A 3,308-nucleotide genomic window follows, 5' to 3' on the forward strand; every position below is an offset into this window, starting at 1 on the left:
GCTCCTGCAGGAGGATCCGCTGACCGTCGGGTGCCTCGCCGGGCGGCTCGGTCTCACGCTGGCCACCGCGAGCGGGATCGTCGCTGAACTGGAGCGGGCCAGCTTCGTCAAGGCGATGGACCTGCTCGAGGCAGGACTGGCGACTACCTCGAAGGAGTGAGAGCGCCCGGCCAGTGCGCGGTGTACCCTGGCTGGCCGCGCACCCGGTGGCGGTCGAGTTTCGGCTTCCCTCGGCGGGTTCGCCCGGCACAGCGGTCGCGCATTCTCGGGTAAGGATCCGTCTAAGGTGGACCGGTCCCGCGGCGTATGCGGCACGCTACGTGGCGAAGAACGTCGTGGCCGCCGGGCTCGCGGCACGTGCGGAGGTACAGGTTGCGTACGCGATCGGGGTGGCGCGCCCGGTTCCCATGCTCGTCGAGACCTTCGGTACCGAGCGGGTGGCCCGCAGGCTCATCGAAAAGCTGGTGGCCGAGCACTTCGGCCGTACCGACGTCGACCTACCGTGGGAGCGCACCGACCGGGCGGCCGCGCTGCGCGACGCCGCCGGCCTGACCACCACCGACAGCAAGACCACCACCGACAGCACGTCCACCATCGACAGCACGTCCACCATGGCCTGAGAGGGAACCTGCATGACCACCATGACGACACCGGAAATCTATCGCAGCCGCAACGGCATTTCCTTTGCCGTCGCCGACCTCGGACTCGCCGAGTTCGGGCGCAAGGAGATCCGGCTCGCCGAGCACGAGATGCCCGGCCTGATGGCGCTGCGCCGTGAATATGCCGAGGCTCGCCCACTGCACGGCGCCCGCATCGCCGGTTCGCTGCACATGACCGTGCAGACCGCCGTGCTGATCGAGACCCTGGTCGCCCTCGGCGCGCAGGTACGCTGGGTCTCCTGCAACATCTTCTCCACCCAGGACCATGCCGCCGCCGCGGCCGTCGTCGGACCGGACGGGACGCCCCAGGAGCCGACGGGCGTGCCGGTCTTCGCATGGAAGGGCGAAACCCTCGAAGAGTACTGGTGGTGCACCGAACAACTGTTCACCTTCACCGCCGACGACGGCGAACCGGTCGGCCCCAACATGATTCTCGACGACGGCGGGGACGCGACCCTGCTGGTCCACAAGGGAGTCGAGTTCGAGAAGGCGGGTGCGGTCCCCACGGTCGGCGACGATGATCTGACAGTGTCCGACGAGTACCGCATAATCCTCGAGACACTGCGCCGCTCGCTGGCCACCGCGCCTGGGATGTGGACAGACATCGCAGCCGGCATCCGTGGCGTCACCGAGGAGACCACGACCGGGGTCCACCGGCTCTACCAGCTCGCCGCGCGGGGGGAGTTGCTGTTCCCGGCAATCAATGTCAACGACTCGGTGACGAAGAGCAAGTTCGACAACAAGTACGGCATCAGGCACTCGCTGATCGACGGCCTCAACCGGGCTACCGACGTACTGATCGGCGGCAAGGTCGCGGTCGTCTGCGGCTACGGCGACGTCGGTAAGGGCTCGGCCGAGGCGCTCGCCGGCCAGGGTGCGCGCGTCATCATCACGGAGATCGACCCGATCTGCGCACTGCAGGCACTGCTGGAGGGCTATCAGGTCGCCCGGCTCGACGACGTCGTCGACAAGGCGGATATCGTCATCACCACCACGGGCAACAAGAGCATCGTCACGGCCGAACACATGGCGCGGATGAAGCACCAGGCGATCCTGGGCAACGTCGGTCACTTCGATAACGAGATCGACATGGACGGCCTCGCCCGCATCGCCGGCATTCGCAAGGTCACCATCAAGCCCCAGGTCGACGAGTGGGTCTTCCCGGATGGGCACACGATCATCGTGCTGTCCGAGGGCAGGCTCATGAACCTGGGCAACGCCACCGGTCACCCTTCGTTCGTGATGAGTAACAGCTTCTCCAACCAGGTGATCGCGCAGATCGAGCTGTTCACCAAGCACACCGAGTACGCAGGCGAGGTCTACCGGCTGGCGAAGCTTCTCGACGAGAAGGTCGCGATGATCCACGTGCAGGCGCTCAACGGAGACCTCACGAAGCTCACCAAGGACCAGGCGGACTATATCGGTGTCGACATCGAGGGGCCGTTCAAGCCGGAGCACTACCGCTACTAGGGCGTGTCTGATGCTCCGCGGCCAGACCACCTTCGTCTGCTGAGAAGTACAAGGGGAGTGCATGTCCGCAGGAACCATCGCTGTCACCGGCTCGATCGCCACCGACCATCTGATGCGCTTTCCCGGGAGGTTCGCCGACCAGTTTCTCGACACTCACCTCGACCGGTTGTCGCTGAGCTTCCTCGTCGACGACCTCGTTATCCGTCGCGGCGGCGTAGCCGCCAACATCGCGTTCGGCATGGGCGTCCTAGGCCAAAACCCGGTACTGGTGGGCGCGGTCGGCAAGGATTTCGATGATTATCGTGCCTGGCTGGAACGCCACCGGGTTGACTGCGCAGGACTGCTTGTCTGCACCACCGCATACACCGCGCGTTTCACCTGCACCACCGACGACGACCAGTGCCAGCTCGCGTCGTTTTACCCAGGAGCGATGAGCGAGGCACGGAACATCTCGCTCGCACCGATTGCCGCCGACCGCGGGATCGGTCTCGTCCTGGTGGGCGCCAATGATCCGCAGGCCATGCTCAACCACACCGCCGAGGCCAGACAGCTGGGTATCGCGTTTGTCGCTGATCCGTCTCAGCAGCTTCCGCGGCTCGACCGCGACCAGTGTCGGTCCCTCGTCGACGGTGCGAAATATCTGTTCACCAACGAGTACGAATGGGAGCTGCTCATCCGCAGGACCGGGTGGAGCGAGGCGGAGATCGGCGAGCGGGTGGAACTGCGGGTCACTACTTTGTCCGCCAAGGGCGCGTTGCTCGTCGGCAATGGAAAGAGCATTCACGTCGACGTCGTGCCCGCCACGGAGATTGTCGACCCCACCGGTGTCGGCGATGCGTTCCGGGCCGGCTTCCTGGCCGGGGTCGAGGGTGGACTGGCCTGGGAGCGGGCCGCCCAGCTGGGCTCTCTCATCGCGACCCTGGTCTTGGAGACCTCGGGTCCACAGGAGTGGCGGCTCGACCCCGGTACCGCCTCGGCGCGGCTGAGCAGCGCCTATGGAGGCGCCGCCGCGGCCGAGATCGAAGCAGTTCTGTCGCACGCTCTCGATCTGTCATAGCGGCCGGTGCGGGCCTGGTGAACCAGCGAGAACAGCGTGGCGAAGCAGACATGTGAGAGCTGTCGCCCGCGCGAAGGCCCGGATAGAACACCACTATCCGGGCCTTCGGCTATCCGGGCCTT

2 protein-coding genes and 1 pseudogene are annotated in these 3,308 nt (G+C 66.0%); all 3 read left to right on the forward strand.

The window, feature by feature from the left end; translation table 11 throughout:
* Window positions 1–181 precede the first annotated feature (181 nt).
* Window positions 182–620 (forward strand): annotated as a pseudogene (locus tag U9980_RS21320) (methionine adenosyltransferase domain-containing protein); the annotation flags it as partial.
* A 12-nt stretch (window positions 621–632) separates the two neighbouring features.
* Window positions 633–2,129 (forward strand): adenosylhomocysteinase, encoded by a 1,497-nt coding sequence (gene ahcY / locus U9980_RS21325; protein WP_322753847.1) that lies wholly within the window; start codon window positions 633–635, stop codon window positions 2,127–2,129.
* A 61-nt stretch (window positions 2,130–2,190) separates the two neighbouring features.
* On the forward strand, window positions 2,191–3,186 hold the full coding sequence (locus U9980_RS21330; RefSeq protein WP_322769546.1) for a carbohydrate kinase family protein: 996 nt from the start codon (window positions 2,191–2,193) through the stop codon (window positions 3,184–3,186).
* Window positions 3,187–3,308: the final 122 nt, after the last annotated feature.

It is taken from the genome of Protofrankia sp. Cr1 (assembly GCF_963555865.1).
Lineage (GTDB): Bacteria > Actinomycetota > Actinomycetes > Frankiales > Frankiaceae > Protofrankia.